This is a genomic window from Pseudomonas sp. PDM17 (genome assembly GCF_014851985.1).
Classification (GTDB): Bacteria; Pseudomonadota; Gammaproteobacteria; order Pseudomonadales; family Pseudomonadaceae; genus Pseudomonas.
In genome coordinates this window covers 357,303-382,311 of the sequence record NZ_JACVAT010000003.1, presented here as the reverse complement: position 1 = coordinate 382,311, position 25,009 = coordinate 357,303, and the positions used below count along the sequence as shown (strand labels likewise).

At 66.3% G+C, this 25,009-nt stretch carries 21 protein-coding genes and 1 riboswitch; of the genes, 16 read left to right on the top strand and 5 right to left on the bottom strand.

The genetic code is table 11. From position 1 onward, the window contains the following. Nucleotides 1-16: 16 nt before the first annotated feature. Nucleotides 17-367: a cupin domain-containing protein gene (locus IB256_RS11995; protein WP_081515498.1), complete on the bottom strand. Its 351-nt coding sequence runs from the start codon at nt 365-367 to the stop codon at nt 17-19. 349 nt (nt 368-716) lie between these two features. Between IB256_RS11995 and IB256_RS11990 the strand changes: the two genes are divergently transcribed. Both IB256_RS11990 and IB256_RS11985 read left to right on the top strand, forming a co-directional pair. Further along, a complete protein-coding gene (locus IB256_RS11990; protein WP_192402695.1) occupies nt 717-1,790 on the top strand; it encodes an ABC transporter substrate-binding protein in 1,074 nt (357 codons plus the stop codon). Between the two features lie 65 nt (nt 1,791-1,855). After that, the gene (locus tag IB256_RS11985; protein WP_192293029.1) at nt 1,856-2,650 is read left to right on the top strand and encodes a class II aldolase/adducin family protein; all 795 of its coding nucleotides are present in this window, start codon (nt 1,856-1,858) and stop codon (nt 2,648-2,650) included. A gap of 97 nt (nt 2,651-2,747) precedes the next feature. Here the strand turns inward: IB256_RS11985 and IB256_RS11980 are convergent, their stop codons facing one another. Further along, the gene (locus IB256_RS11980; protein ID WP_081515501.1) at nt 2,748-4,202 is read right to left on the bottom strand and encodes a TolC family outer membrane protein; all 1,455 of its coding nucleotides are present in this window, start codon (nt 4,200-4,202) and stop codon (nt 2,748-2,750) included. Nucleotides 4,203-4,374: 172 nt separating this feature from the next. Continuing rightward, nucleotides 4,375-4,482, top strand: a riboswitch (TPP riboswitch). A gap of 113 nt (nt 4,483-4,595) precedes the next feature. Here IB256_RS11980 and thiC point away from each other — a divergent pair. Together thiC and cytX are read left to right on the top strand one after the other, a co-directional pair. After that, nucleotides 4,596-6,476 (top strand): phosphomethylpyrimidine synthase ThiC, encoded by a 1,881-nt coding sequence (thiC, locus tag IB256_RS11975; protein WP_192293027.1) that lies wholly within the window; start codon nt 4,596-4,598, stop codon nt 6,474-6,476. An 88-nt stretch (nt 6,477-6,564) separates the two neighbouring features. Then, nucleotides 6,565-7,851 carry a putative hydroxymethylpyrimidine transporter CytX gene (gene cytX / locus IB256_RS11970; RefSeq protein ID WP_192402687.1) on the top strand — a complete coding sequence of 429 codons (1,287 nt, stop codon included), beginning with the start codon at nt 6,565-6,567 and terminating at the stop codon, nt 7,849-7,851. 155 nt (nt 7,852-8,006) lie between these two features. Here the strand turns inward: cytX and IB256_RS11965 are convergent, their stop codons facing one another. Continuing rightward, nucleotides 8,007-8,759 carry an RsiV family protein gene (locus IB256_RS11965; protein ID WP_192293023.1) on the bottom strand — a complete coding sequence of 251 codons (753 nt, stop codon included), beginning with the start codon at nt 8,757-8,759 and terminating at the stop codon, nt 8,007-8,009. 228 nt (nt 8,760-8,987) lie between these two features. Between IB256_RS11965 and IB256_RS11960 the strand changes: the two genes are divergently transcribed. The 11 genes from IB256_RS11960 to IB256_RS11910 all read left to right on the top strand — a co-directional run bounded on the left by IB256_RS11960 (nt 8,988) and on the right by IB256_RS11910 (nt 21,380). After that, nucleotides 8,988-9,605, top strand: a complete 618-nt coding sequence (locus tag IB256_RS11960) for an NUDIX domain-containing protein (RefSeq protein WP_017520423.1) — start codon at nt 8,988-8,990, stop codon at nt 9,603-9,605. Beyond that, on the top strand, nt 9,596-10,054 hold the full coding sequence (locus IB256_RS11955; RefSeq protein WP_045216166.1) for a DUF1249 domain-containing protein: 459 nt from the start codon (nt 9,596-9,598) through the stop codon (nt 10,052-10,054). Before IB256_RS11960 ends, IB256_RS11955 begins: the two co-directional genes overlap by 10 nt. A 169-nt stretch (nt 10,055-10,223) precedes the next feature. Then, nucleotides 10,224-11,033, top strand: a complete 810-nt coding sequence (cpdA, locus tag IB256_RS11950) for a 3',5'-cyclic-AMP phosphodiesterase (protein ID WP_192402685.1) — start codon at nt 10,224-10,226, stop codon at nt 11,031-11,033. Nucleotides 11,034-11,108: 75 nt separating this feature from the next. Next, nucleotides 11,109-11,738: a YqiA/YcfP family alpha/beta fold hydrolase gene (locus IB256_RS11945; protein ID WP_192402683.1), complete on the top strand. Its 630-nt coding sequence runs from the start codon at nt 11,109-11,111 to the stop codon at nt 11,736-11,738. A gap of 11 nt (nt 11,739-11,749) precedes the next feature. Further along, nucleotides 11,750-13,645: a DNA topoisomerase IV subunit B gene (gene parE, locus IB256_RS11940; protein ID WP_081515508.1), complete on the top strand. Its 1,896-nt coding sequence runs from the start codon at nt 11,750-11,752 to the stop codon at nt 13,643-13,645. Further along, the gene (locus IB256_RS11935; RefSeq protein ID WP_192402681.1) at nt 13,645-14,673 is read left to right on the top strand and encodes an esterase-like activity of phytase family protein; all 1,029 of its coding nucleotides are present in this window, start codon (nt 13,645-13,647) and stop codon (nt 14,671-14,673) included. Before parE ends, IB256_RS11935 begins: the two co-directional genes overlap by 1 nt. After that, a complete protein-coding gene (locus IB256_RS11930) occupies nt 14,670-15,194 on the top strand; it encodes a TIGR02281 family clan AA aspartic protease (protein ID WP_192293015.1) in 525 nt (174 codons plus the stop codon). The genes IB256_RS11935 and IB256_RS11930 overlap by 4 nt, the downstream gene beginning before the upstream one ends. A 7-nt stretch (nt 15,195-15,201) precedes the next feature. Next, nucleotides 15,202-17,466, top strand: a complete 2,265-nt coding sequence (parC, locus tag IB256_RS11925) for a DNA topoisomerase IV subunit A (protein ID WP_192293013.1) — start codon at nt 15,202-15,204, stop codon at nt 17,464-17,466. Between the two features lie 151 nt (nt 17,467-17,617). After that, on the top strand, nt 17,618-18,340 hold the full coding sequence (locus tag IB256_RS11920) for a membrane integrity-associated transporter subunit PqiC (RefSeq protein ID WP_081515787.1): 723 nt from the start codon (nt 17,618-17,620) through the stop codon (nt 18,338-18,340). 245 nt (nt 18,341-18,585) lie between these two features. Next, the gene (locus IB256_RS11915; RefSeq protein WP_192402961.1) at nt 18,586-20,142 is read left to right on the top strand and encodes an ArnT family glycosyltransferase; all 1,557 of its coding nucleotides are present in this window, start codon (nt 18,586-18,588) and stop codon (nt 20,140-20,142) included. Continuing rightward, nucleotides 20,142-21,380, top strand: coding sequence for a calcineurin (locus tag IB256_RS11910; protein ID WP_192293011.1), 1,239 nt, complete (start codon nt 20,142-20,144; stop codon nt 21,378-21,380). The genes IB256_RS11915 and IB256_RS11910 overlap by 1 nt, the downstream gene beginning before the upstream one ends. 1 nt (nt 21,381) lies before the next feature. Here the strand turns inward: IB256_RS11910 and IB256_RS11905 are convergent, their stop codons facing one another. Together IB256_RS11905 and IB256_RS11900 are read right to left on the bottom strand one after the other, a co-directional pair. Next, a complete protein-coding gene (locus IB256_RS11905) occupies nt 21,382-21,918 on the bottom strand; it encodes a metal-dependent hydrolase (RefSeq protein WP_192293009.1) in 537 nt (178 codons plus the stop codon). 51 nt (nt 21,919-21,969) lie between these two features. Next, a complete protein-coding gene (locus tag IB256_RS11900) occupies nt 21,970-23,535 on the bottom strand; it encodes an AhpA/YtjB family protein (protein WP_192402679.1) in 1,566 nt (521 codons plus the stop codon). 234 nt (nt 23,536-23,769) lie between these two features. Here IB256_RS11900 and serB point away from each other — a divergent pair, with 234 nt between their 5' ends. Beyond that, entirely contained in the window at nt 23,770-24,981 is a 1,212-nt protein-coding gene (serB, locus tag IB256_RS11895; RefSeq protein ID WP_138524114.1) for a phosphoserine phosphatase SerB, read from the top strand. The last annotated feature ends 28 nt before the right edge of the window (nt 24,982-25,009 follow it).

Sequence of the window (25,009 nt, the reverse complement as noted above, 5' to 3'; positions counted from 1 at the left end):
GCGGCCGGAAGCGGACTCAGGCGTTGCGCGCCTGCCAGTCCACCGGGTAGAGCGCGTAGAACACGCAGGCTTTCTCGCCTTCGTAGGCCAGCGGCGTGCGTTCGGGGACCCAGATCACGTCGCCCGGTTTGGCGTCGATCACCTGGTCGGCCAGGCGCAGGCGGAAATTGCCTTCCAGCACCACGATCAGCTCGTCGTAGAGCACCGTCCACTCGATGGACACGCCGTCGAAACGCGCCAGGCCCGCGCCCATGGTTTCGCTGTCCGCCGGGCCGATCAGCCGGCAGATGGCGGCGCGTTCGATGTCTTGCCCACCGTAGGGTTGGAATTGCAGGGCGGACTGCTGGAAGTGACGGACCTGGGACACGGCGGCTTCTCCTCGAACGGACAATGTTGTCTAGGCAAGTGTTATTTAAGTTGTATCTATGGAAATTTACCGCCAGTAAAAAATCAACTTGTTTTTTTAAAAGTGACTGAGTAGTTTCAATCTCACCCCGGACGCCTCCGGGGTCACCGCGACGTGCTCCACAACAACTACAAGAGGAGAGGCGCATGACCCGTCCCGTACGGTCCCCCCTCGCATGGCGGGCCCACCCGCTGGCAATCGATTTCTCTCTGCCCTGCCTTTCCTGCAACGTTGTTTCGGCGCGCCCGTCCAGCGTGTGCGCGGCCATCCCGGCTGCGCCCATTGCCACCTACGACTGGGGGTATGCTCGATGACTTTCCACCGCAACACCTGCCACAAGCGCTCCTTCCTCAAGACCGCCGTCTCGCCGCTGCTGCTTGCATTCGGGCTCGGCTGCGGCGCTGCCCAGGCCGCCGAGAACATGGTGGTAGTCGGCTACGGCGGCGCCGGCCAGAAGGCCCAGGATGCAGCCTTCTTCCAACCCTTCAGCAAGCAGTCCGGGGTCGGCGTGACCCAGACCGAGTACAACGGCGAGATGGCGCGCATCAAGGTGATGGCCGACACCGGCCATGCCGACTGGGACGTGGTGCAGATCGAAGGGCCGGACCTGGCCCGGGGCTGCGACGAAGGCCTGTTCGTGCCGCTGGACTGGCAGCAGATCGGCAACAAGGAACAGCTGATCCCCAACGCCGCGAAGGACTGTGGTTCCGCCGCCCTGGTCTGGGGCGTGGCCATCGCCTACGACGCCGACAAGCTCAAGCCGGCGCCGCAGTCCTGGGCGGATTTCTGGGACGTGAAGAAATTCCCCGGCAAGCGCGGTCTGCGCAAGCGCGCCATCTACAACCTGGAGTTCGCCCTGATGGCCGACGGCGTGAAGCCCGCGGACGTCTACAAGGAACTGGGCACCAAGGCCGGCGTCGACCGCGCCTTCGCCAAGCTCGACCAGATCAAGCCCTACGTGCAGTGGTGGGAGGCTGGCGCGCAACCGCCGCAGTGGCTGGCCGCCGGTGATGTGGTGATGACCACCACCTACACCGGGCGTATCGCCGATGCCTTCAAGGCCGGGCGCAACCTGCAACTGGTCTGGCCGGGCAGCCTGTACGGCATGGACTACTGGGCGATCATCAAGGGCTCCACGCACGTCGATGCGGCCAAGCGCTTCATCGCCTTCGCCAACGGCGCCGATGCGCAAGTCGACTACGTGAAGCACATTGCGTATGGTCCGACCAACACGCAGGCCGCCGAACGCCTGCCGGCCGACCTCGCTGGCTGGGTGCCGACCTCGAAGCAGAACCTGCCCGTGGGCCTGGCGATGGACGATGAATTCTGGGTCGACCACGGCGAGGAGCTGGAAGAGCGCTTCAACGCCTGGGCCGCGCAATGACCAGATCGTGACCGTGACGCCGGGGCAATCGCTCCGGCGCCTTTTGCCTTGAGGAGGAGAGCACCATGACGTCGCTGCAGGCGCCGGCCCCGAGCCGCGCCACCTGTTCGCCCGAAGAATGGAAATTGCGCGAGGAGCTGGCGGCCTGCTACCGCCTGATCGCGCACTACCGCATGACCGACCTGATCTTCACCCACATCTCGGTGCGCATCCCCGGTCCCGAACACCATTTCCTGATCAACCCCTACGGCCTGATGTTCGACGAGATCACCGCCTCCAGCCTGGTGAAGATCGACCTGTCCGGCCATGCAGTGGAGCCATCGCCGTACAAGGTCAACCCCGCCGGCTTCGTCATCCACAGCGCCATCCACGGCGCTCGCGACGACGCGCAGTGCGTGCTGCATACCCATACCCGCGCCGGCTGCGCGGTGGCGGCGCAGGCCTGCGGCTTGCTGCCGCTGAACCAGATATCCCTGGAGTTCTACGGACGCCTCGGCTACCACGACTACGAGGGCATCGCCCTGTCGATGGACGAGCAGGAGCGCCTGGTGCGCGACCTGGGCGACCACTACGGCCTGATGCTGCGCAACCACGGCCTGCTGACCGTAGGGCAGACGGTGCAGCAGGCGTTCCTGCGCATGTACTACCTGGAGAAGGCCTGTGACATCCAGCTGGCGGCCCAGGCGGGCGGTGAGCTGGTGATCCCGCCGGAGGAGGTGTGCCGTCACACCGAGCAGCAATTCAACGCTCCGGCGCGGCCGCTGGCGGAAGGGGAGTTGAGCGACCCGGATGGCTACGATCTGGCGTGGTCGGCATTGCTGCGCATGCTGGACCGGGTATCGCCAGGATATCGCGACTGACCGGCGCCGTCGTTTCAGTCTGCTTCTGCGATCAATGCCAGGGCGATTGTCCGGCAAGAAAAAGCCCCGCGATGCGGGGCTTTTTCTTGGGGCTGGGTCAGTACTTCGCGCCAGCCTTGAGTTGCGCCTCGGCGGCCTTGGCCAGGTCCGGCGGGAGGAAGTCCTTGTCCGGGTTGTAGTCCGGCTTCAGGTACGCGCCCAGTGCCTCCAGGTCGCTCGGCGCGAGGGTGCCGGCGGTCTGCTTGAGGCTCAGGTTGTCGAGGATGTAGTCGTAGCGGGTGTTGTTGTAGTCGCGCACCGAGTTGTACAGCGAACGCTGGGCGTCCAGTACGTCGACGATGTTGCGGGTACCGACCTGGTAACCGATCTCGGTGGCTTCCAGCGAGCTCTGGTTGGAGATGATCGCCTGGCGACGCGCCTTCACCTGCTCCACGTCGGTGTTCACCGCGCGGTGCTGGTTGCGGGCGTCCTGAACGACCTGGCGGCGCTGGCTTTCGCGCAGCTGTTCGCTCTGGTTCAGGCGCTGGTAGGCCTCGCGGACCTGGGAGCTGGTCAGGCCGCCGCTGTAGATCGGCACGTTGAGCTGCAGGCCGATGCTGCTCTGGTCGACATACTTGCCGTAGTGCGGCTCACCCGGCAAACCGGAGTTGGAGAAGCCCAGGGCATCGTTGTCGCCCTTCTGGTACTGGGCCACGGCGTCCACGGTCGGCAGGTGGCCGGCCTTGCGCTGGCGCAGGGTCTCTTCGGCGGCGTCGACCGCGTAGTTGCTGGCCTGCAGGCGCAGGTTCTGCTGGACCGAGGTGTCCACCCAGGCCTTGGCGTCGTTGGGGATCGGTGCGACGACCGGCAGCGAGTGGAGGATGCCCTCGATGGAGCTGTACTCGCGGTTGGTCAGGGTCACCAGGGCCTGGAAGGCGTCATCCACCTGCTGCTCGGCCACCAGGCGGTTGGCCCGCGCGGTGTCGTAGCTGGCTTGGGATTCGAGCACGTCGGTCTTGTCGGAGAGGCCGACGTCGAAGCGTTCGTTCGACTGGTCGAGCTGGCGCTTGAACGCCGCTTCCTCGGCCTTGCTGGCGGCCAGGTTGTCCTGGGCGCGGAGTACGCCGAAGTAGGTCTGGGCGGTCTGCAGGATCAGTTGCTGCTGGGTGGCGGAGAATTCCAGCTGTGCCTGTTCGGTGGTGTTTTCCGCGGCCTTGAGCTGGAACCAGCGGTCCGCGCGGAACAGCGGCTGGCTCAGGCTCGCCTGGACCAGCTGGGTGTTACGGTTCAGCGTGGCGCTGGGGGTGTCCAGCGAAGTGCGGGTGCTGCCTGTGCTGGCGCCGGCATTGATCTGCGGCAGCAGGCCGGAGCGTGCCTGGGGCACGGCTTCCTTGCGCGCCAGGTAGTCGGCCTGGGCGGCGGCGAGATCGGCGTTGTTGTCGACGGCATCCTTGTAGACGTTGATCAGGTCCGTCTTGGTGGGCAGCGAGGGAGCGGCCGGAGCGGGCTGTGCAGCCCAGGCAAAGCCTGTCGTTGCGGCTACAGCGACAGCCAGAGAGAGTCTGCGCAGCATTCGTTCATCCTGGAAAGTGATGCGAGGTGGGGCAAGGCTACGGTCGCCGCCGGTGGCGGTCAAGGCACGTTCGTACGAGCCTTCCGAGGCAGGAGTGTAGCCGCGTGTAGGCAATTGCGCGTTTTCGGCCGGGCGGCGTTGGCTTATCCGTGCGCACTTGATTAGACTGCGGGCGTTCTTGTCGGGGTGCCCCATTGCGAGGGGCTGAGATCGGATAGTTCCGGATCCCGTTGAACCTGATCGGGTTAGCACCCGCGTAGGGAACAAGAAGTACGCATCCCGCGGCGCATTCCGCCCCGGCCCCAGCCCTCTCCGGGATGCGTCCCTTCGCTGCAGTTAGCAGCTCCTCTCGTCTCAGGTTCTCCCCCGGCAATCAACCCCAGGAGAGCCAGGATGAGCACCCAGAAAAACAACGTCACCCGCCTTGAACAGCTGGACCGCCAGTCGACCCAGCCCTTTCCGAATTCGAAAAAGGTCTACCTGACCGGCTCGCGCCCGGACATCCGCGTCCCCGTGCGGGAAATTTCCCTCGCCGATACCCCGACCGCCTTCGGTGGCGAGCAGAACGCCCCGGTGATGGTCTACGACACCTCCGGCCCCTACACCGACCCGGATGTGCGCATCGACCTGCGCAAGGGCCTGCCGGACGTGCGCTCGCGCTGGATCGACGAGCGCGGCGACACTGAAATCCTTCCCGGCCTGACCTCCGAGTTCGGCCAGTCGCGCCTGGCCGATGCCAGCCTCGACGCCCTGCGCTTCGCCCACGTGCGCACCCCGCGCCGCGCCAAGGCCGGCAGCAACGTCACGCAGATGCACTACGCGCGCCAGGGCATCATCACGCCGGAGATGGAATACATCGCCATCCGCGAGAACATGAAGCTGCAGGAAGCCCGCGCCGCCGGCCTGCTGGACGCCCAGCATCCGGGGCAGAGCTTCGGGGCGAGCATTCCCAAGGAAATCACCCCCGAGTTCGTCCGCGAGGAAGTGGCCCGTGGCCGCGCGATCATCCCGGCGAACATCAACCACATCGAACTGGAACCGATGATCATCGGCCGCAACTTCCTGGTGAAGGTCAACGGCAACATCGGCAACAGTGCGCTGGGTTCTTCCATCGAGGAAGAAGTGGAGAAGCTCACCTGGGGCATCCGCTGGGGCGCCGACACGGTGATGGACCTGTCCACCGGCAAGCACATCCACGAGACCCGCGAGTGGATCCTGCGCAACAGCCCGGTACCCATCGGCACCGTGCCGATCTACCAGGCGCTGGAGAAGGTCAACGGCGTCGCCGAGGACCTGACCTGGGAAATCTTCCGCGACACCCTGATCGAACAGGCCGAGCAGGGCGTGGACTACTTCACCATCCATGCCGGTGTGTTGCTGCGCTACGTACCGCTGACCGCCAAGCGCGTCACCGGCATCGTCTCCCGTGGTGGCTCGATCATGGCCAAGTGGTGCCTGGCCCATCACCAGGAGAATTTCCTCTACACCCACTTCGAGGAAATCTGCCAGATCATGAAGGCCTATGACGTCAGCTTCTCGCTGGGCGACGGCCTGCGTCCGGGCTCGGTGGCCGACGCCAACGACGCCGCGCAGTTCGGCGAGCTGGAGACCTTGGGCGAGCTGACCCGGATCGCCTGGAAGCATGATGTCCAGGTGTTGATCGAAGGCCCCGGCCACGTGCCGATGCACCTGATCAAGGAGAACATGGACAAGCAGCTGGAGTGCTGCGACGAGGCGCCGTTCTACACCCTTGGCCCACTGACCACCGACATCGCGCCGGGCTACGACCACATCACCTCGGGCATCGGTGCGGCGATGATCGGCTGGTTCGGCTGCGCCATGCTCTGCTACGTCACGCCCAAGGAGCACCTGGGCCTGCCGAACAAGGATGACGTGAAGACCGGCATCATCACCTACAAGATCGCGGCGCACGCCGCCGACCTTGCCAAGGGCCATCCGGGCGCGCAGATCCGCGACAATGCGCTGTCCAAGGCGCGCTTCGAGTTCCGCTGGGAGGACCAGTTCAACCTCGGCCTGGACCCGGACACCGCCCGGGCCTTCCATGACGAGACCCTGCCCAAGGACTCGGCCAAGGTGGCGCACTTCTGCTCCATGTGCGGGCCGAAGTTCTGCTCCATGAAGATCACCCAGGAAGTCCGCGACTACGCCAAGGAAAACGGCCTGACCGATGAGCAGAAAGCCATCGAGGCCGGCTTCCAGGAGCAGGCCACGCGCTTCAGGGACGAAGGCTCGGTGATCTACAAACAGGTGTGACACCCGCGCCCGGCTCTTCGCGGAGCCGGGCGTTTTCGCTCCATCCCAAGAACAAGACCCACTCCAACCACTGAGCCCTGCACGCATCGTGACCACTACCGCCATCGACTATTCACCGACCTCCGCCGTGGGCAGCGCCCAGCGCGTGCTCGGCCTGCGCGACCTGTTCTCCCTCTGGTTCTCCCTGGGCATCGGCCTGATGGTGCTGCAGACCGGCGCCCTGCTGGCGCCGGGCCTGGGCCTGGCCGGCGCGCTCGGTGCAATCCTGCTCGGCACCCTGGTCGGCGTGCTGCTGCTGGCCAGCGCCGGGGTGATCGGCACCGACACCGGCCTGTCCGCCATGGCCTCGCTCAAGCTCAGCCTGGGCAGCCACGGCGCCGCGCTGCCGGCGCTGCTGAACCTGATGCAGCTGATCGGTTGGGGCGCCTTCGAGATCATCGTCATGCGCGATGCCGCCAGCCTGTTGGCGACCCGTGCCTTCGGCGAAGGCAGCCTGTGGACCAGTCCGGCGCTCTGGACCCTGGTATTCGGCGCCCTGGCGACCCTGCTGGCAGTGGCCGGCCCGCTCGCCTTCGTGCGCAAGGTGCTGCGCCGCTGGGGCATCTGGCTGTTACTCGCCGCGTGCATCTGGCTGACCTTCGACCTGTTCCAGCGCGCCGACCTGGCCGCCCTCTGGACCAAGGCCGGCGACGGCTCGCTGTCCTTCGCCGTGGGCTTCGACATCGCCATCGCCATGCCGCTGTCGTGGCTACCGCTGATCGCCGACTACTCGCGCTTCGGCAAGCGCGCCGGGCAGACCTTCGCCGGCGCCGCGCTGGGCTTCTTCATCGGCTGCTTCTGGCTGATGGGGCTGGGTGTGGCCTATACCCTGGCGTTCGCCCAGGGCAGCGACGCCAATGCGCTGCTGCTGGCGCTGGCCGGCGCCGGCATGGGCATCCCGCTGCTGCTGATCCTGCTGGATGAATCGGAGAAGGCCTTCGCCGACATCCACTCGGCGGCGGTTTCCAGCGGTATCCTGTTGCCGCTCAAGGTCGAGCTGCTGGCCCTGACCATCGGCGTGATCTGCACCCTGATCGCCTGGTTCGCGCCGCTTGCGCAGTACCAGAACTTCCTGCTGCTGATCGGCTCGGTGTTCGCGCCGCTGTTCGGCGTGGTGCTGATCGACCACTTCGTCCTGCGCCGTCGCGCGCCGGCAGCGATTCCCCACGGCCTGCGCTGGGGTTCGCTGGTTGCCTGGGGCGGTGGCGTGGTGGTGTATCACCTGCTGGCGAACTACCAGCCGGACCTGGGCGCGACCTTGCCGGCGCTGGTGGTGGCCGGTGTGCTGCAGCTGCTGCTGGGGCGCGTTGGCGCCAGGGTGCCGGCTTCAGCGTGATGCTGTTCGCGGGCATGGCCCGCTCCTACAAAAGCTGAGCCATTGCTCCACGGCCAACTGTAGGAGCGGGCCATGCACGCGACCGGGAACGCTCCTGAGCAGCCGGTGAATCGCGGACGAATCTGCGATGGCTCTCTGGCTAGTCAGATCGAGACTTACTGCGCCCCGCGCCCCGGGAAGTAGTAGGTCTTCACGATGCCATTCAGGCGCGGATACGGAATCTTCAGCTCCGGGTGCCCGACCGAATGCGGGGCGATGCGGTCGATGTCGTACTTGAGCGTCATCGCGCCGAAGGTCAGGGCGAAGTGCTCGGTCGGCTGGAACGGCCAGTCCTTCGAGAAGTTCGGGTCCTGCTCGTCCAGCTTGTTCTGCAGGATCCACGCCTGGTGCGCCATGCGCGCCACCTTCCAGAAGTTGTCCTCCTGGCCGGGCAGAAGAATGTCCTGGAGGGTGAGCACCTTGTGGATGCGTCGATCATAATTGATGAATGCGCGGCCGGGCTGGCCGTACTCGCCGCCGGTGAAGCGATAGCTGGACAGCTCGATGATCACCAGACCGTCATGCTGTTCGCGGATCTTCGCTTGAAGGTAGGAACTCCAGCCGGGCTGGGCCGAATCGAGGAAGCGCTTCTCGTAGACGTCCAGGCTGGCGGGCGCCGCGCCGTCGCCTTCGCGGGCCAGTTGCAGCAGTTGCGTGTTGATCGCCTCGTTGAGCGCCGGCTCGTCGTCGAAGCTGAGGGTATCGAGGTTGAACAGCGGGCACTGCTCGCCCTGGCAACCGGGTTGGGGATGTTCGAACGCGGTGTGCTGCGCGGCCAGCGGTTCGTCGAGCGCGGGCTTGAACAGACCCTGGCATGCCCCCAATAACAGGCTGATGCCGCACAGGGCTGCTAGTTTCAGAAGTCGCATGGGATTCCTTGTCGTGGACGTTCGCCGGCAATGGAGTGGTTCGACCGCCATCGGCGCTGCCGGTTCGGCGGTTGATTATGAACCACTTTGCGAACCCCGGCTGCGTGCGGCGGTCACAGCCAATCTGGTCGTCCGGCCGCCCGCGAAAGAGGCTGCGCCTGCCCCGGCGGCGCGATAGGATGGCGCGAAGTTCAACGTACTGTCAGTAGGAACGGGAGTAGGAACGGGATGTCGGAAACGTTCAAGCCAGGCCCCCAGGACATCGAGATCCAGAAGCGTGAGCAGTGCTTCAAGGGCTTCTACAAGGTCGACCGCCTGCACCTGCGGCACCGCCAGTTCGCCGGCGGCATGGGCCCGGTGCTCAAGCGCGAGTTGTTCGTGCGCCACGATGCCGTGTGCGTGCTGCCCTACGATCCGCAGCGCGATGAAGTGGTGCTGATCGAGCAGTTCCGCGTCGGCGCCATGGACGCCGGGGTCAATCCCTGGCTGATGGAACTGGTGGCAGGGCTGATCGACAAGGACGAGGAGCCCGAGGAAGTCGCCCGCCGCGAAGCGGTGGAAGAGGCCGGCCTGACTCTCGGCGCGCTCTGGCCGATCGCCCAGTACCTGCCGTCGCCCGGTGGTAGCAACGAACTGGTGCACCTGTTCGTCGGCCGCTGCGACAGCAGCAATGCCTCGGGCATCCACGGGCTGGAGGAGGAGGGCGAGGACATCCGCGTCCATGTCATGCCGTTCGAGGAAGCACTGCAGGCCGTACGTGACGGCCGCATCAACAACGCGGCGAGCATGCTCGCCCTGCAATGGCTGGCGCTCAATCGCGCCGAGGTAAGGGGGTTATGGGTGTGAATCTGTTGCGCGAGCGCTATCGCGTCGACCTGGCGGGTCTGCAGGCGACCTGCGAGGCGAACTACTTGCGCCTGATGCGCCTGTTGCCGGAAATGCGCGAGGCCCAGGTTTCGCGTCGCGTGGCGCTCAGCGAAGGCGAGCGTCTGCTTGGCGTGCTGGCGCTGGACGTGATCGAAGCCTGCCCCTACACCACCGTGCTGCAGGTGCGCCAGGAGCTGGGCCTGCCCTGGCTGCCGGCGCCCAAGCTGGAAGTGCGGGTGTACCACGATGCACGCATGGCCGAAGTGGTCGGCGCCGAGCAGGCGCGCCGCCTGCTGGCGATCTACCCCTACCCGAACCAGGCGATGCACCAGCCGGACGAGAAGAACCAGCTCAACCAGTTCCTCGGCGAATGGCTGAGCCACTGCCTGTCCTGCGGCCACGAGCTGGAGCCAGTGCTGCAACGCTGAAGTCTCGATGATGGCCATGTGATATGGCTGCGCGTGATATCCTGCCCGCCCATCGCCCACTCGTGTCCCTAACTGTGATCTGTGACGCTTTCCCGGTTTGCTCAGGGGGGCGCCTGTCACCATACTTCGTCACGAATTCCCGCACGCCCGCCTCACAGGAGAAGGCGTTTTGCCCACCCAGCCCACCGCTTCCGATTCCGTCCTGGTCGTCCAGCTTTCCGACAGCCATCTGTTCGCGCAGGAAAATGGCCGGCTGCTGGGCATGGATACCGCCGACAGCCTGACGCAGGTCGTCCGCCTGGTGGGCGAGGAGCAACCGGTGATCGACCTGGTGCTGGCCACGGGTGATCTCTCCCAGGATGGCTCGGTCGAGTCCTACCAGCGATTCCGCGCCATCACCGCGCCGATCGACGCAGCGACCCGCTGGTTCCCCGGCAATCACGACGAAATGGAGCCGATGCGCGAAGCCGCCGCCGGTACCGACCTGCTCGAACCGGTGATCGACCTGGGCGCCTGGCGGGTGATCCTGCTGGACTCCACCATTCCCGGCGCGGTGCCGGGGCAGATGACCGTCGAGCAGATCCAGCTGCTGGAGCGCGCCATCCAGGCCGCGCCGGACAAGCACCTGCTGATCAGCTTCCATCACCATCCGGTGTCCATCGGCAGCCAGTGGATGGACCGCATCGGTATCTACAACCCGGAACGGCTGTTTGCCGTCATCGACCGCTATCCGAACGTGCGCTGCCTGCTCTGGGGGCATGTGCACCAGGAGATCGATCGCATGCGCGGCGACGTGCGCCTGCTGGCCTCGCCGTCGACCTGCGTGCAGTTCACCCCGGGCAGCGAGGACTTCTGCGTCGACAGCCCGGCGCCGGGCTACCGCTGGTTGCGGCTGATGTTGGATGGCGAAGTGCAGACCGGCGTTTCGCGAGTGACCGACATCGAGTTCGAAGTCGACTACAGCATCAAGGGCTATTGATCGGTCACGCTTCGAACGCCTTGCGACGCTGACCCACTTGCGGCATGCCACTTGCAGCTTGTAGCCTCCCGGCCCATGACCGCATTCCTCTATATCCACGGCTTCAACAGTTCGCCCGGCTCGCAGAAGGCGCGCCAGTTCACGGCTGCCATGGGGCGCCTGGGCCTGGCCGAGCAACTGCGCGTGCCCGCGTTGCATCACCATCCGCGTAAGGCTTTGGCGCAACTGGAAGCCGCCGTCGCCGAACTGGGCCAGCCGCTACTGATCGGCAGCTCCCTGGGTGGCTATTACTCGACGTACCTGGCCGAACGCCATGGTCTGAAGGCCGTGCTGATCAACCCGGCGGTGGCACCGCACCGGCTGTTCGACGGCCAGCTCGGCCCGCAGACCAACTACTACAGCGGCGAGACCTGGGAACTGACCCTCGATCACGTTGCCGCGCTGGCGGAACTGGAAGTCCCCGCGCCCATCGACGGCTCGCGCTACCAGGTGTGGCTGCAGACCGCCGACGAAACCCTTGATTACCGCGCCGCCGAGCGTTACTACCGGGCCGGCGCGTTGCGCATCGAGTCCGGCGGCGACCACGGCTTCCAGCGCTTCGTCAGCCATCTGCCGGCGCTCCTGGCCTTTGCCGGTGTGCCGTCCAGCCAGTGGCGCGACGTGGATTTTTCCGACTTTGAAGCCATCACCTCTTCGACTGATTAAGCAGGAACCCCATGGCCCAGCAGAACGCCTATAACGCAGACGCCATCGAGGTTCTCTCCGGCCTCGACCCGGTGCGCAAGCGCCCGGGCATGTACACCGACACCTCGCGGCCCAACCACCTGGCCCAGGAAGTCATCGACAACAGCGTCGACGAAGCCCTCGCCGGCCACGCCAAGAGCGTGCAGGTGATCCTCCACGAGGACAACTCGCTGGAAGTGATCGACGACGGCCGCGGCATGCCGGTGGATATCCACCCTGAAGAGGGCGTGCCCGGCGTCGAGCTGATCCTCACCAAGCTGCACGCCGGCGGCAAATTCTCCAACAAGAACTACCAGTTCTCCGGCGGCCTTCACGGCGTGGGCATCTCGGTGGTGAACGCGCTGTCGACCCTGGTCGAGGTGCGGGTCAAGCGTGACGGCAACGAATACCGCATGACCTTCGCCGACGGCTTCAAGTCCAGCGACCTCGAGGTCGTCGGCACCGTCGGCAAGCGCAACACCGGCACCAGCGTGCACTTCTGGCCGGACGCCAAGTACTTCGATTCGCACAAGTTCTCCGTCAGCCGCCTCAAGCACGTGCTCAAGGCCAAGGCCGTGCTGTGCCCAGGCCTGCTGGTCAGCTTCGAGGACAAGTCCACCGGCGAGCGCATCGAGTGGCACTACGAGGACGGTCTGCGTTCCTACCTGGTCGACTCGGTCTCCGAGAACCTGCGCCTGCCCGACGAGCCGTTCTGCGGCTCGCTGGCCGGCAACAAGGAGGCGGTGGACTGGGCCCTGCTGTGGCTGCCCGAGGGCGGCGAATCGCTGCAGGAAAGCTACGTCAACCTGATTCCCACCGCCCAGGGCGGCACCCACGTCAACGGCCTGCGCCAGGGCCTGCTGGATGCGATGCGCGAGTTCTGCGAATTCCGCAACCTGCTGCCTCGCGGCGTGAAGTTGGCCCCGGAAGACGTCTGGGAGCGCATCGCCTTCGTCCTCTCGATGAAGATGCAGGAGCCGCAGTTCTCCGGCCAGACCAAGGAGCGCCTGTCTTCCCGCGAGGCCGCCGCGTTCGTCTCCGGTGTGGTCAAGGATGCCTTCAGCCTGTGGCTCAATGCCCACCCCGAGCTGGGCCTACAGCTGGCCGAACTGGCCATCAGCAACGCCGGCCGCCGCCTCAAGGCGGGCAAGAAGGTCGAGCGCAAGAAGATCACCCAGGGCCCGGCACTGCCCGGCAAACTGGCTGACTGCGCGGGGCAGGACCCGATGCGTTCCGAGCTGTTCCTGGTGGAAGGTGACTCCGCCGGCGGTTCGGCCAAGCAGGCGCGGGACAAGGAATTCCAGGCGATCATGCCGCTGCGCGGGAAGATCCTGAATACCTGGGAAGTGGACGGCGGCGAAGTGCTCGCCAGCCAGGAAGTCCACGACATCGCCGTGGCCATCGGCGTCGATCCGGGTGCGGCCGACCTGAGCCAGCTGCGCTACGGCAAGATCTGTATCCTCGCCGACGCCGACTCCGACGGCCTGCACATCGCCACCCTGTTATGCGCACTGTTCGTCCGTCACTTCCGCCCGCTGGTGGAAGCCGGCCACGTCTACGTCGCCATGCCGCCGCTGTTCCGTATCGACCTGGGCAAGGAAGTCTTCTACGCCCTCGACGAAGCCGAGCGCGACGGCATCCTCGACCGCCTGGCCGCCGAGAAGCGCCGTGGCAAGCCGCAGGTCACCCGATTCAAGGGCCTGGGCGAGATGAACCCGCCGCAGCTGCGCGAAACCACCATGGATCCGAACACTCGTCGCCTGGTCCAGCTGACCCTGGAAGACACCGAGGGCACCGTGGAAATGATGGACATGCTGCTGGCCAAGAAACGCGCCGGCGACCGCAAGTCCTGGCTGGAAACCAAGGGCAACCTGGCGGACATCGCTTGATGCGCTGGCTGTTGGCTTCGCTTGGGCTTTGCGCCGGCCTTGCCGTCGCCGCCCAGGCTCCCAAGGCTGCCGCGCCGCTCGCCACGCCCATGGCGCCGGCGTCGCTGCAGTTCGTCGCGGAACACCCGGTGGAAGGCATGCCCAGCGGCAACCTCTCCGGGCTCGCGCTGTGTGGCAACGAGATGTGGACGGTGTCCGACCGCGATGACGACCGCATCTACCGCCTGTTGATCGACGAGACGCCGGGCAAGGCCTGGCAGGCCAGCGCCGAACCCTTCGTGGTGCCGGGCACGCCGGAAAGCGGCCTGTCCTGGGGCACCCGCGCGCGGGTCAGCATCGGCGGCCTGCTGCGCGGCGGCGCCATGGACTTCGAAGGCATCAGCTGCGACCAGGCGGGCAACCGTTATGTGGTCAGCGAGGGCTATGCCGCCGTCCTGCTGCTGCCCGCCGTTGGCGAGCCGAGCTGGCTGCCGTTGCCGCAGAACCTGCTGCGTCAGGCCCGCGCCAGTGGCCTGCTGATGGAATTCAATGCGCTCTACGAAGGCATCGCCATCAGCGCCAACGGCAAGCAGCTGTGGCTGGCAGCCGAGCGCCAGCGCCGCGGCCTGCTCAAGGTGCATAACGAGAACGGCACCTGGAAGTGCGATGGCAACTGCGTGATGCTCAGCGAAGGCGGCACCGCGCTGCCGCCGCCGGAGCTGGGCGCCGAGCGCGCGCTGCCGATCGATTTCTCCGATCTCGCGCTGTATAAGGACAAGCTGTTCACCCTGGAGCGCCTGGCGCACCAGATCTGTCGCCGCGATGCCAAGACCGGCGTGCAGGAGCTTTGCTGGTCCTTCGCCGCCGGTGCGCTTGCCCCGGAACGGCGCTACGACCTGCCTTACGGCGTGGCCGAGGCGCTGATCCTCGACGACCAGGGTGCCTGGATCGGCCTGGACAACGGCGAGCACGCCCGCGCCGACGGTGACAGTCGCCCCTACGTGCTGCGCTTCGCGGCGCCGGCCGGCGGCTGGCTTGGTGGCAAATGAACGACGCGGTGCCGGGCAAGCGGATCGGCAAGATCATGATGTTCCTCGCCTGGGGCGCGGGCATCCTGCTGGCCACCCGCTATTTCGGTGCCTGGGAAACCCGTCAGCACAACCCCAACCCGCAGCCGCAGTCGACCCGCGGCGACGGTTACGTGGAAGTGCGGCTGATCGGCAATCGCGCCGGCCACTATGTGGTGGACGGCAGGATCGGCAGCGAGACGGTGACCTTCATGCTCGACACCGGCGCCACCCAGGTGGCCCTGCCGCAGCGCCTGGCCGATCGCCTCGGCCTGCCGCGTGGCCTGCCGGTGACCCTGGACACCGCCAACGGCCGCAGTCAGGGCTGGCGCACGCGCCTGCCCAGCCTGCAGCTTGGCGACATCCGCCTGACCAATGTGCCGGCGCTGATTGCGCCGGGCATGGAAGGCGACGAGGTGCTGCTCGGCATGAGCGCACTCAGACAACTCGATTTCACCCAGCAGGACGGCACCCTGGTGCTGCGCCAGCGATCTACACCGTGAGGCACGCATGAGCGAAACCCTCGATCTGAGTCTGGAGGGCGTGGAGCGCCGGTCACTGGCCGACTTCACCGAACAGGCTTACCTGAACTACTCCATGTACGTGATCATGGACCGCGCCCTGCCGCACATCGGCGACGGTCTCAAGCCCGTACAGCGGCGTATCGTCTACGCCATGAGCGAACTGGGCCTGGACGCCGACTCCAAGCACAAGAAGTCGGCGCGTACCGTCGGTGACGTGCTGGGTAAATACCACCCCCACGGCGACTCGGCGTGCTACGAAGCCATGGTGCTGATGGCGCAGCCGTTCTCCTACCGCTACCCGCTGGTGGACGGTCAGGGCAACTGGGGTGCGCCGGACGATCCCAAGTCCTTCGCCGCCATGCGTTACACCGAGGCCCGCCTGTCGCGCTACGCCGAGACCCTGCTGTCCGAGCTGGGCCAGGGCACCGCGGACTGGGTGCCGAACTTCGACGGCACCCTGGACGAGCCGGCCGTGCTGCCGGCGCGCCTGCCGAACCTGCTGCTCAACGGCACCACCGGCATCGCCGTGGGCATGGCCACCGACATTCCTCCGCACAACCTGCGCGAAGTGGCCGCTGCCTGCATCCGCCTGCTGGATGAGCCGCAAGCGACCATCGTCGACCTGATGGAACACGTGCAGGGCCCGGATTTCCCCACCGAAGCGGAAATCATCACCCCGCGCGCCGACCTGCAGAAGATCTACGAAACCGGCCGTGGCTCGGTGCGCATGCGCGCCGTATACCGCGTCGAGGACGGCGATATTGTCGTTACCGCGCTGCCGCACCAGGTCTCCGGGGCCAAGGTGCTGGAACAGATCGCAGGGCAGATGCAGGCCAAGAAGCTGCCGATGGTGGCTGACCTGCGCGACGAGTCGGACCACGAGAACCCGACCCGCATCGTCATCATTCCGCGCTCCAACCGCGTGGATGCCGAAGAGCTGATGACCCACCTGTTCGCCACCACCGACCTGGAAAGCTCGTACCGGGTGAACATGAACGTCATCGGCCTGGACGGCAAACCCCAGGTCAAGGACCTGCGCCAGGTGCTGAGCGAGTGGCTGACCTACCGCACCGACACCGTGCGCCGCCGCCTGCAGTTCCGCCTGGACAAGGTCGAGAAGCGCCTGCACCTGTTGGAAGGTTTGCTGGTCGCCTTCCTCAACCTCGACGAAGTCATCCACATCATCCGCACCGAGGACCAGCCCAAGCCAGTCCTGATGCAGCGCTTCGAGCTCTCCGAGCTGCAGGCCGACTACATCCTCGACACTCGCCTGCGTCAGCTGGCGCGCCTGGAAGAGATGAAGATCCGCGGCGAGCAGGACGAGCTGGCCAAGGAGCGCGCCAAACTGCTGGCGATCCTGGGTTCCAACGCCAAGCTGCGCAAACTGGTGCGCGACGAACTGCTGGCCGACGCTGAAACCTACGGCGACGACCGCCGCTCGCCCATCGTCGCCCGCGCCGAAGCCCGCGCCCTGTCGGAAACCGAGCTGATGCCGACCGAGCCGGTGACCGTGGTGCTGTCCGAGAAAGGTTGGGTGCGTTGCGCCAAGGGCCACGACATCGACGCCACCGGCCTCTCCTACAAGGCCGGCGACGGCTTCAAGGTGGCCGCGCCGGGCCGCTCGAACCAGTACGCGGTGTTCATTGACTCCACGGGGCGCAGCTACTCGCTGGCGGCCCACAGTCTGCCGTCCGCCCGTGGCCAGGGTGAGCCGCTCACCGGCCGCCTGACGCCGCCGCCGGGCGCCTCCTTCGATCGCGTGCTGCTGCCGGAGGATAATGCCCTGTATGTGCTGGCCTCTGACGCCGGCTACGGCTTCGTCGCCAAGGGCGAGGACATGCAGGCCAAGAACAAGGCCGGCAAGGCGCTGCTCAGCCTGCCCAACGGTGCGCAGGTCATGGCGCCGCGCCCGGTAAATGACTTGGAACAGGACTGGATCGCCGCAGTCACTACCGAAGGCCGCCTGTTGCTGTTCAAGGTCTCCGACCTGCCGCAGCTGGCCAAGGGCAAGGGCAACAAGATCATCAGCGTGCCGGGCGACCGCGTGGCCAGCCGCGAGGAGTACCTCACCGACCTCGCCGTTCTTCCGACGGGCGCGACTCTGGTGCTGCAGGCCGGCAAGCGCACGCTCTCGCTCAAGGGTGACGACCTGGAGCACTACAAGGGCGAAAGGGGCCGTCGGGGCAACAAACTGCCGCGCGGTTTCCAGCGAGTGGACGCCTTGCTGGTAGAATCGCTGTCTCAGGATTGAAACGCGGCTCGATACATTCTGCCTCTGGAGCTGAGGCGCCGGTTAAGGGATGATACGTCCCTTTGGGTAACCGGCGCCGCGGCGCGTTGCCTGAAGTCATATTGGTTTTGTTAGAAGTAGCGCCGAAAATCGGCGAATGACGGTGATCCAGATGAGCGCTTTGCGCGCCTTGGCCTATCTTTCCCTCGTCAGCCTCCTTGGGCTGGCGGGTTGTACGGTGAATCGACCGACCCAGCTGTACCAGCTGGATGCGGGTGCCGTTCCGGTTCCGGAACGGGACAACGGTGTCGCTGTACTCCTCGGTCCGGTATCCCTGGCCGACTACCTGAAGCGCGAGACCATGGTCCAGCGCCAGGCTGACGGAATCCTCAACCTGTCTACCGAAGCCCGCTGGGCCGGCAGTCTCGAGACCAACGTCAGTCAGCAGCTGATGCGCCTGCTCTCGGGCGAGCTGGACAGCACCCGCCTGGCGCTGTTCCCGGAGAAGCCCGGCTTCACTCCGCAGGTCCAGGTCATGCTGACCATCAGCCGCCTGGACTCCGGCCCCAAGGAGCCGGCGGTGCTGGAGGCACGCTGGCGTCTGCTCGACCCGAAGGGTGAACTGCGCGACAGCCGTGTCTTCCGCGAGGAAGAGGCGCACTCGGGTAGCGTGCAGGACCAGGTGCGCGCGCAGGGCGACCTGCTGCGCAAGCTGTCCGTGCAACTGGCTCGTGACGTGCGTCCGGTTGCCGCAGCGGTTGCCGAGCAGCAGGCTGCGCCGCCACGCAAGCCGGCAGTGGCCAATACCGAGCAGGCGGCCAAGCCCAAGGAAGAAGGTCCGAAGATCCCGTTGGTGGTGCCGATCCGCACCGATGTCGAGGTCTACCGCTTCTAGTTCGATCCTCGCGATCGCAGCATTCACGGCCCGCCGAGCATAGCTTTGCGGGCCGTTTTGCTTCTGCCGTGGCCGGTTTTGACATCTTCTTGACGGCCCCTGTGGTATCTACGGGCGCTTGTGCAGGTTAATGGCGCCCGGACGTTTTCCGCGCGGAACCTGCGAGAGACTCGCGCGTGTCGTCACTCCCTCAACTTTCCGGTGTTCAGGCGGAGTCCGCCCTGAGTCGTCAGACGCTTTGCGTGATGCTGGCGGCGCTGATGCTGTTCCTGCTCGGTGTGCAGGGCGATGCCTTCGTCGGCTTCGACTCGCGCTTCGTGCTGTTCGCGCGCGAAATGCTGCGCCACGGGCCGGGCTGGTTCCCGACCACCTACGGCGCGCCCTATCCGGACTATCCGGCCACCTCGACCTTCCTGACCTACCTGTTCTCGCTGCCACTGGGGCGGGTCACCGAATTCACCGCCTGGCTGCCCACCGCCCTGGCCGGGGCGATCTGCACCGGCGTTGTGTATCGCCTCGTGGCTCCGTTCTCGCGCTCCTGGGCGCTGGTCAGCGTGGCGATGCTGCTGCTGACCGCCACCTTCGTCAGCGAAACGCGGGCCGTGTCCCTTGACCTGATGGTGGCGGCCGTCGGCCTGCTGGCCTTCTACGTTGCCTTCCATGCCGAGCGCCATGGCGTGCCAGGCTTGCTGCTGCGCCTGCTGCCGTTGCTGCTGCTCGGTTTCGCCCTGCGCGGCCCGTTGGGGCTGGTGGTGCCGGCGGGCATGGTGTGCAGTCAACTGCTGCTGGACCGGCGCTGGAAGCCGCTGTTCGCCTTCTCGGCGAGCGCGCTGGCGTTGCTGATTCTCTGCGTCTTCGCGCTGATTGCCCTGGCGCGCTCGGCGGGTGGCGAAGCCTTCGTCCAGGACGTCCTGCAGATGCAGGTGATCGGTCGTCTGGACGGCTCCGCCGGCTCCAGCGATGCGCTGTATTACTTCCGCAGCTCCCTGGGCAACTACGCGCTGGCCTTCCCGTTGGCGCTGCCGGCGCTGGCGCTGCTCTGGCAGCGTCGCCGCGAGCCGGCGTTCCGCCTGGTGGCGGGCTGCGCCCTGGCGGCGCTGGTGGTCATGGTCGGGCTGTCGGTGCCGCAGGCCAAGAAGGCCCGCTACATCATCGCGCTGGCGCCGCTGGCCGCCATTATTGCCGGCTACCCGTTCATGGTCGCCGGCAGCCGCCTGGCACAGGTGCTGCGCGGTTTGCTGCGGGCGCTGTGGCTGGCCTTGCCGGTCCTGCTGCTGGCGGGTTTGTGGCTGGCCTGGAAGCGTTATCCGCAGGAGCTTGCCGCGCTGGGCTGGCGCCTGCCAGCGTGCATCGTGGTGCTCGCCGCGCTGCTGGTTTTCGGTGCACTGCGCTGGCGACATCCGCCAGCACTGGCGCTGGCCGCCGCGCTCGCACTTTGGGCCGGCTACATTCTGGTCATCGAACCGATGGAGCACCGTCTGTACGACAGCCAGGCGTTTTCCCGCGAGGTGCTGCGCCAGCTCGACGCACAGCCCGCCCCCCTGGCGCTCTATGGCATGGCGCCGGACGCGCAGGCGATCAAGCTGATGGTCAATCTCGACCGCGACCTGAAGCCGCTGTTCCTCGACCGCCCTGAGCAGTTGGCGGCGCAGGGCGGCCCGTTCTACCTGATGATCCAGGCGCGCGATGCCGAGCGCGTAGCCGCCACCCAGCCGGCGGCCTCCCAGCTGTTGTTCGAAGGCAGTTTCGACAAGGAAACCTTCCGCCTGCTGCGCCTTCCCGGAGTGGGCTCCAAGCCGTGATGAAAGCACTGACACCCTTGCTTGCCGGCTGCCTGTTGCTGGGCGGCTGCGGCGATTCCGATACCCAGGATGTGGTCGAGCGGGACCAGGCGTTCTTCCGCCAGCACCCCTTGCCAGCGCTGGAGATCGCCTCCGGCGGCGGCAGCTTCGTGCTGCCCTTGTTGCCCGATACCCAGTTCTACGCGGAGAACAATCACCGCAAGCGTCACCTGTTCCGCAGCGAACAGCGCTTCCCCGACCTGCCGTACCAGCCGGCGCTGGCGTTCTTCGCGCAGACTTTCTGGCTGGCCAAGTACGCCGAGGTACTGCAGGTCCCGCTGGTGGTGCACCTGGGCGACGTGGTGGAAAACGCCGGTGTCGCCACCCAGTGGCAGACCGCCAGCGGCGCCATGCGCACGCTGGAGGAGCGCGGCGTGCCCTATAGCATCGCCACGGGCGAACGTGACGTACACGAAGAGGCCAGCACGGATGACCGTCGCTCCTTCCTCGACCGCTTCGCGGATCACTTCGGCCCCGAGCGCGCCGCCTGGCAGAGTACCTACGTCGGCAGCGACCCCAAGGGCCTGAGCCAGGTGCACCTGTTCCAGCGCTACGGCCAGTCGTTCCTGCTGCTGGCGCTGGACTGGAGCCCTTCCGAGGCCACCCTGACGTGGGCGCAGAGCGTCATCGACGAGCATCCCCATGTGCCGGTGATTCTCGCCTCGCACAGCATCCTGCGGCGTAGCGCCGGAGGCGTGGCGGAACTGTCCCGCGAAGACAACGCCAGCGGCGCACTGCTATGGGACCGGCTGATTCGCCGTAACGACCAGGTATTCCTCACCCTGAACGCCCATGCCGATGGCGCGGCGCACACGCGGATGCTCAACGACCTGGGGCACAGCGTGGACATGGTGATGGTCGACTACCAGCACCAGTACCTGGGCGGGAACGGCCTGCTGCAGCTGCTGGAACTGGACCTGCGGCGCAACAGCCTCGCCGGGTTGTCGCTGTCGCCCTGGGTGCTGTGGAAGCGTCAGGTCTACCCGCAGGCCTACAAGCCCTGCGCGACGCCCCAGGCCCTGCATGATTGCGATCAGCTGATGCCGGAGGACTCTCCCGGCTGGGACAACCGCTTCCAGATCGAGCTGGATTACCAGGCGCGGTTCAGCAGCTTCCAGGGCTACACCGCGCAGCTGCCTTTGCCGAGCACGCAGGCGCCGTTACTGGAGCAGCTTCAGGTGCAGTTGGGCAAGCGCTGAGTCAGCCGTTGCGACGCAGGACGCGGCGCAGACCGATACCGCCCAGCGCCACGCCCAGGCAGGGCAGCCAGACCCAGCGCGCCTCCGAGATCAGCACCTCCAGCCCGCGCGGGCTGAGGAAGCGCGACAGCCCGATGGGCGAGACTTCGATGGGGTGCAGCGGCAGGAAGTAGCGCTGATCGCTCCACGGCCAGAACCAGGCGACGCCCAGGCCGCCGTCGGTCATCGCATCCAGCACGCTGTGAGATGCGGTGGCGAGTCCCACCCACAGGCCGGCCTTCAGCGGGCCGCTGCTCAGCAGGCGGCAGCACAGCGCTCCGAGCACACCCATGCACGCCGCGAACAGCAGGGAATGGCTGAAGCCGCGATGACCGAAGGCATCGTTATAGGCAATGCCCAACTTGAAGGCGACCACATCAAGGTCGGGCAGGCAGGCGGCGAGCATGCCGGCCAACAGCAGGCGCGGTGGGATGAAGCGTGAGCCGAGCGCAAGGCCCACGGCGAGCGCGGGCAGGGGATGGGTGATCAGGGTGGTCATGGAATCCTTTCCACGAGGGGCCAGGCGGCCCCACCTCTCATTCTATTGGTGTCAGGTGGTGCGCAGGGCGCGCATGCGCGAGAGCTGGCGTTCGAGCATGGAAGGATAAGGTTCCTTCAGCCATTCCACACAGCAGGCATTTTCCGGGCTGGCGATAGGGCGAATACGTGCGCGCTCGCGGACTTTTTCATCGTCGCCGATGGATTTCTCCACCAGCAGCAGGTTGCGGCTGTGCTGGCTCAGGGCCAGGGCATCCTGGGCGGAAGAATCCTGCAGCAGCTCGGCCTGTTCCAGGTCGGCAACGTCCTCGCCCAGCACCAGGCCCAGCTGCAGTTGCAGGGTGATGCCGCTGTCGGCCACCTCGATCTGCAGGGCATGGCCCAGAGCGCGCATCAGCTCGCCGCAGCACAGGGCATTGGTGAGGAATTCCTCGTCCTGGTCGCGACTGTGGAAGAGGATCAGGCTGCCACCGTCGCTGAGGGTGTAGAGCGTGCCCTTGTACAGGCGCGCGGCTTGCTCCAGGCAGTCGCGGTAGCGCTGCAGCAGGTCGACCAGGCGAGCGCGCGGCAGTCGGCGCAGCTGTTCCTGGGCGCCCAGTTGCACGGCCAGCACCGCGCTGGTGCCAGCGGAAACCGGCTCCGGCTCGGCTTCAGGTTCTTCTTCGACGCCGATCTCGTCTTCGGCTTCCTCTTCCGTCACCGCCTCGAATTCTTCCTCGGGGAAGTCCTCATCGGAGTCGGCCTTGCGGCGCGCGGCGGGCGCGAGCAGTTCGTCGTCGGAGAAGATGTTCTCGTCGAATTCGTGTTCGTCGGTGGCACCGACGGCTTCCAGAGACGGTTCCTTGGCCACGGGCTTGCCAGCCTTGGCCGGCGCTTTCGGGCGCGGCGCAGGGGGGCTGACCACTGGCTCGGGGGCCGGCGGCTTCTCCGGCGCCAGGCGCGCCTGGAGCTGGCGGGCGAGGTCGCCGATCTCGTTCTGCAGGCCGGCGCCCGGCGCGCTGTCGTCCGGATCGCGCAGCCAGACACGAAGCTGTAACAGCGGTGTGGAAATCTGCCGCCCCAGGCGCAGGCCGAAGGTCAGGGTGAGCAGCAGCAGGATCAGGCTGATCAGTCCCATGCTCTGCAGGCTGACGGTCATCGGCTGCTCGAACTGGTGCATGTCGAGGCTGATGCGCAGGTGACCGGCGATCACCTCCTGGAAGGTGATGGGCGTGGAGTACAGGCCCTCGGCGTCGCCCAGCAGGCCCTGCTTGGGCCGCGTGCCGGATTCGGCAAGGATGCGGTTGTCCACGCTGTAGATGGCCGCGTGGGCCACCAGCGGGTTCTTGGTCAGGTTGTTGAGCAGCACGTTGAGGCTGAGGATGTCGTTGGACACCAGCAGCTCGGTGGCCGACTGCGCGGTCTGCGTGGTCAGGCTCTGGCCAAGGGCGTCGGCCTGCTGCTGCATGGCCTGCTTGAACTGCAGGCCCATCACGCAGGCGTAGATCACCAGGGCCGTGGCCACCAGCAGCAAGCTGTGGACAGCGATGCGCAGGGCAATCGGCACGCGGCGCTGGCGCAGGGCGTGGAAGAGCAGCAGGAAGAAATTGTCGGGCTTGACGGAGGTGGGCCGGGTCACAGCGGGCTCGGTCTTCTTTAGGGCAGATGCGGGGCAGTATAACGAGGCCCTACCGGGGGGCAAAGCGCCGCAGGCGCTGTCAAGGCGGCGAAAGTCTGCACGTCGTGTCGATCTGCCGCGCATTCCGATCGGCGGTGCCGTCTCTTGATCCGTGGGCAGGCAGGCGAGCGGAGCATCCGCAGGCAGTGAAAGCAGGTAGAATGACCGCCTTTTTTCCATGGCGGAGACAGCGCCTTGCGCGAGATCGTCCTGATCAACATCACCGGGGAAGACCGCCCCGGCCTCACCGCGGCCATTACCGGCGTCCTGGCGCAGGGTGGCGTGAACATCCTCGATATCGGCCAGGCGGTGATCCACGACACCCTGTCCTTCGGCATCCTGGTGGAAATCCCGGATAACGAGCGGGCCTCGTCGGTGCTCAAGGACGTGCTGTTCACGGCCTACAAGCTCGACCAGCAGGTGCGCTTCACGCCGGTCTCCGAAGACGACTACCGCCAGTGGGTCGGTGGCCAGGGCAAGCCCCGCCACATCGTCACCCTGCTGACTCGCCGGGTGACCGCCGAGCAGTTGCAGCGGGTCAGCTCGATCACCGCCAAGTACGGCCTGAACATCGATCAGATCGATCGCCTGTCCGGGCGCATGCCGCTGGATATGCCGGCCGACGAGGGCAAAGGCTGCATCGAATTCTCCGTGCGTGGCGAGCCTGCCGATCCGGCTGCCCTGCGCGCCGAGTTCCTCAGCGTGGCCCAGGAGCTGAACGTCGACATCGCCTTCCAGCAGGACTCGGTGTTCCGCCGCAATCGTCGCCTGGCGGTGTTCGACATGGACTCGACGCTGATCGAGGCCGAAGTGATCGACGAGCTGGCCAAGGCCGCCGGCGTCGGCGAGCAGGTGTCCGAGATCACCGAGCGCGCCATGCGCGGCGAGCTGGACTTCCGCGCCAGCTTCAAGGAGCGCCTGGCGCTGCTGCAGGGCCTCTCCGAGGATGTGCTGGAAGAGATCGGCGCCTCGCTGCGCCTGACCGAAGGCGCCGAAACCCTGTTCGCCGAACTCAAGCGCCTGGGTTACAAGACCGCCATTCTTTCCGGTGGCTTCAGCTACTTCGCCAAGCAGCTGCAGGCGAAGCTGGGCATCGACTATGTGTTCGCCAACGAGCTGCAGATCGTCGACGGCAAGCTGACCGGCGTGGCCATCGAACCCATTGTCGACGCTCAGCGCAAGGCCGACCTGCTGCGCGAGCTGGCGGCGAAGGAAGGTCTGCAACTGGAGCAGACGATTGCCGTGGGTGACGGCGCCAACGATCTGCCGATGCTTGGCCTGGCCGGCCTGGGCGTGGCGTTCCGCGCCAAGCCGCTGGTCAAGCAGTCGGCCAAGCAGGCGATCTCCACCCTCGGGTTGGATGGCATCCTGTACCTGCTCGGCTTCCGTGACCGCGAAGGCGCCTGACCAGCGCTGATCGACGCCGGAATGAAAA